Below are 4240 nucleotides of genomic sequence, written 5' to 3' on the forward strand. Positions count from 1 at the left end.
CCATTCGCTTCGCGAACGGTCCCCCTCCCCTACAAGGGGAGGATTTTTAGCGTTATCCGACCGGCTGGTTCGCCTTCGCGTCCGCCGCCATTACCCGGACGGTTGCGGGCTTCGATCCGGCGATCTGCACCAGATGCCGCCCGGCCGGCAGGTCGAACCAGACGATCTTGCGGACGCCGGAGCAGGCCGGGCCATGGCCATGCTCGGTCGAGGCGACGGTGGTGGTGCCGGTCACGACATCGACCCAGGCTGGACCATCGAGCGCAATCCCGACCCGCGCGGCTTGTTTGAGCGACAGCGTGAAGAGGCCGCCATGCCCCTCCTTCGCGCCATTGCCCGGCGGCGTAGCGAACTGGACATGGGCGGCGGGCGTGAGGGTCGCGACGACCGGCTTGCCCAGAATCAGCGTGGGTGCGCCATGGGCTTGTGCGCCAGCCCTTGCCTGTCCGCTCTGGGTCCAGCTGGTCCAGGGTTCGGCCAATGATGCGGGGGTGGCGCATTCCGTGGCGGCGACCGGGGCAGCGACCAGTAACAAGGCAGCGAGGATGGTCATCGGATCACTTCCTTCCGAACAATTTTTCTATGTCGCCATGGCCCAGCTTCACCCAGGTGGGGCGCCCATGGTTGCACTGGCCGGAGCGCGGCGTCACTTCCATTTCGCGGAGCAGCGCATTCATTTCCGCGACGCTCAGCACCCGGCCCGCGCGGACCGATCCATGGCAGGCCATCGTCGCGGCGACGAGGTCGAGCCGTTCTTTGAGCGACAGGGCGCTGTCATAGGCGGCGAGATCATCGGCCAAGTCTTTGACGAGGCCTTGGACGTCGGACTGGCCGAGCATTGCGGGGACAGCGCGGACCAGCATCGCGGAGGGGCCGAAGCGTTCGAGGTCGAGGCCGAAGTCGCGCAATTCCGCGGCGCGGGCTTCCAGCCGGTCGCAGGCGGATTCTTCCAGTTCGACGACTTCGGGCAAGAGCAGCGCTTGGGACTGGACGCCTTGTCCTTCCATCGCCCGGCGCATCCGTTCCAGCGTTAGCCGTTCATGGGCGGCGTGCTGGTCGACGATGACGAGGCCGTCCTCTGCCTCCGCGACGATATAGGTGCGCGCGACCTGGCCGCGCGCGACGCCGAGCGGGAAGCTCTGGCCTTCGGGCGCGGGCGCGGCGGCGGGTTCGGCGCGGGCCTGGGGCGGCGGGGTCATGAAACTGGACCGGCGATCGCCAAAGGAGGATGAGGCGAGCGGGTTGTAGCTGACCGACGCGGCGTCGAAAATCGGCATCGCGCCGATCGGCGTGGGCGAGACGGGTTCTGCACGCCAGGCGGAGAGCGCGGCGGGATCGGCGTTCTGGACGGCGCGAAAGCCCTGTTCGTCGAGCGCGCGGCGCAGGCCGGAGACGATCATGCCCCGGATCATGGTGGGATCGCGGAAACGCACCTCGGTCTTGGCGGGGTGGACATTGACGTCCACGTCGAGCGGCGGCACGTCGAGGAACAGGGCGACGACGGGATGCCGGTCGCGCGCCAGCATGTCGGCATAGGCACCGCGCAGCGCGCCGATCAACAGCCGATCGCGGACGGGCCGCTCGTTGACGAACAGATATTGATGATCGCCAACGCCGCGATTGTAGGTGGGGATCGAGGCGACGCCGGACAGGCGCACGCCTTCGCGCTCCAGACTGACGATCACATGGTTTTCCGCCAGTGCCCGGTCGGTGAGCGCGGCCACCCTTTCCTCGCGCGCGTCACCCGCCTGCACCCCCAGCGTCCGGCGACCATCATGTTCCATCGCGAACGCGACGGCGGGATGTGCCATTGCGAGACGGCGGACAATGTCGAGGCAGGCGGCATATTCGGCCTTGGCCGATCGCAGGAATTTGCGGCGGGCGGGGACTTTGGCGAAGAGCTGTTCGATCGTGACGCGGGTGCCGGGGGGCAAAGCGGCTGGTCCCTCCGCCACCAGCTGGCCATTGTCGACCGTGCGGTTCCAGCCTTCGCCGCCCTGCCGTCGGCTGTCGATGGACAGGCGCGCGACGCTGGCTATGGAGGGGAGCGCTTCGCCACGGAAACCCAGAGTCGCCACATTTTCAATGGCATCGTCATCGGGCATCTTGGACGTGGCGTGACGCTCCAGCGCCAGTGCCATATCGGCCGAATCCATGCCGATGCCATCGTCGCTCACCTCGATCCGGTCGAGACCGCCATTGGACAGGCGGATGGCGATGCGAGTCGCGCCTGCATCCAAAGCATTTTCGACGATTTCCTTGAGCGCGCTGGCGGGTCTTTCGACCACTTCACCGGCAGCGATACGATTGACCAGATGTTCGGGCAGGCGGCGTATTGACATTGATTAGGGACTAGCCCAATCGGTCGCTTTCCGCGACCCGCGACGCCAAATATTTTGCACTGCACAGGACAACTGAACAGGGCAAAAGCCATATGGCGCAGCGGACGAACGGAACAGCTTTCCGACCGGTCCCCATGTCGCGTCGCGGGGACGGCGGGCGATACAGGATAAGGCATGTCGATCTTCTCGCGTCTCTTCAAATTCACTTCGCAGGATATGGCCATTGACCTCGGCACCGCCAATACGGTGGTCTATGTGCGCGGTCGCGGCATCGTATTGAACGAGCCGTCGGTCGTGGCCGTGGAAACACTGAACGGCGTGAAGCGGGTGAAGGCGGTCGGCGTCGACGCCAAGCTGATGATGGGCAAGACCCCGGATTCGATCGAGGCTATCCGGCCGCTACGTGACGGCGTGATCGCCGACATCGATGTCGCCGAACAGATGATCAAGCATTTCATCACCAAGGTGCATGGCGGCAAGCATAGCCCCTGGCGCGCGCCCGAAATCGTGATCTGCGTGCCGTCAGGCTCCACCAGCGTGGAACGGCGCGCCATTCGCGACGCGGCCAGCAATGCCGGTGCGCGGCAGGTGTTCCTGATCGAGGAACCGATGGCCGCCGCTATCGGCGCCGACATGCCCGTGACCGAGCCGATCGGTTCGATGGTGGTCGATATTGGCGGTGGCACCACCGAAGTCGCCGTGTTGTCGCTGCGCGGGCTGGCCTATACCACCAGCGTCCGCGTGGGTGGTGACAAGATGGACGAGGCGATCGTGTCGTTCGTGCGTCGCCATCACAATCTGCTGATCGGCGAAGCGACCGCCGAGCGAATCAAGAAGCAATATGGCATCGCCCAGTCGCCCGCCGATGGTGTGGGCGAGACGATCCATATCAAGGGGCGCGATCTGGTGAATGGCGTGCCCAAGGAAATCAGCATCAATCAGGGCCAGATTGCCGATGCGCTGGCCGAGCCGATCAGCACGATCGTGGAAGGCGTGCGGATCGCGCTGGAAAATACCGCGCCTGAGCTGGCCGCCGATATCGTCGATCAGGGCATCGTCCTGACCGGTGGCGGCGCGTTGCTGAAGGGGCTGGACGACGAGTTGCGCGACGAGACCGGCCTGCCCGTCACCATCGCCGAAGATCCGCTGACCTGCGTGGCGATCGGCACTGGCCGCGCGATGGAAGATCCGATCTTCCGGGGTGTGTTGCAAACCGCCTGATCGAGGGGGAATAGATGGCGCGGCCACCCAGCCGACGCCCCGGACACAACCGGAAGGCGCAATATAGCCTGTTCGCCAGCTATGTGGTGGCGGTCACCGGCGCAGCCATCGGGCTGTTGCTGGTGATCATCGCGATATTCGATCCGACCGGTTTTACAGGCATCCGCGCGGCTACGGCCGAACTGACGCGCCCTGTGTCTGCGGGCCTGAAGAATATGGTGAGCGGGGTCAGCTCCGTCGATGAGGTTCTGGCCGCCTATTGGCGCGCGGGGTCGCAGAATGTCGCGCTGCGCCGCCAGGTGGAGGCGGACCGCAACCGCATCATCGAGGCCAAGGCGGTCGCGCAGGAAAATGCGCGGCTCAAGAAGCTGCTCAAGCTGGTGGATGAAGATGCCAGCCAGTTGCTGACGGCACGGCTGATCAGTTCCTCCTCCAGCAGCGCGCGGCGCTTTGCCCGGCTGAACGCAGGGCGCTGGCAGGGGGTCAGGCCGGGGATGCCGGTGCGCGCGACAGAGGGGCTGATCGGGCGCGTCCACAGCACCACGCCCAACACATCCGACGTCTTGTTGCTGACCGACACCGGCAATATCGTCCCGGTGCGGCGGGCGAGCGACAATATCCCCGCCATTTCGACCGGTGCTGGCGACGGATCGCTGGAAATCCGGGCGCTGTCGGCG

General features: G+C 65.7%; 4 protein-coding genes. 2 read left to right on the forward strand and 2 right to left on the reverse strand.

Going from position 1 to position 4240, the window contains the following annotated elements:
* Positions 1-52 precede the first annotated feature (52 nt).
* On the reverse strand, positions 53-553 hold the full coding sequence (locus tag EBBID32_RS12585; RefSeq protein WP_006957949.1) for a hypothetical protein: 501 nt from the start codon (positions 551-553) through the stop codon (positions 53-55).
* Between the two features lie 4 nt (positions 554-557).
* Positions 558-2342, reverse strand: a complete 1785-nt coding sequence (mutL, locus tag EBBID32_RS12590) for a DNA mismatch repair endonuclease MutL (RefSeq protein WP_006957950.1) — start codon at positions 2340-2342, stop codon at positions 558-560.
* Positions 2343-2516: 174 nt separating this feature from the next.
* Here mutL and EBBID32_RS12595 point away from each other — a divergent pair, with 174 nt between their 5' ends.
* Together EBBID32_RS12595 and mreC are read left to right on the forward strand one after the other, a co-directional pair.
* Positions 2517-3563 (forward strand): rod shape-determining protein, encoded by a 1047-nt coding sequence (locus EBBID32_RS12595; protein ID WP_006957952.1) that lies wholly within the window; start codon positions 2517-2519, stop codon positions 3561-3563.
* 14 nt (positions 3564-3577) lie between these two features.
* The coding region (mreC, locus tag EBBID32_RS12600; RefSeq protein ID WP_037490509.1) for a rod shape-determining protein MreC at positions 3578-4240 on the forward strand (663 nt) is incomplete at its 3' end.

It is taken from the genome of Sphingobium indicum BiD32 (genome assembly GCF_000382885.1).
GTDB classification, from domain to species: Bacteria; Pseudomonadota; Alphaproteobacteria; order Sphingomonadales; family Sphingomonadaceae; genus Sphingobium; species Sphingobium japonicum_C.

Coding starts and splice junctions, on each gene's coding strand:
- EBBID32_RS12595 (WP_006957952.1), top strand. CDS start 2,517: ATGTCGATCTTCTCGCGTCTCTTCAAATTCACTTCGCAGGATATGGCC.
- EBBID32_RS12585 (WP_006957949.1), bottom strand. CDS start 553: ATGACCATCCTCGCTGCCTTGTTACTGGTCGCTGCCCCGGTCGCCGCC.
- mutL (WP_006957950.1), bottom strand. CDS start 2,342: ATGTCAATACGCCGCCTGCCCGAACATCTGGTCAATCGTATCGCTGCC.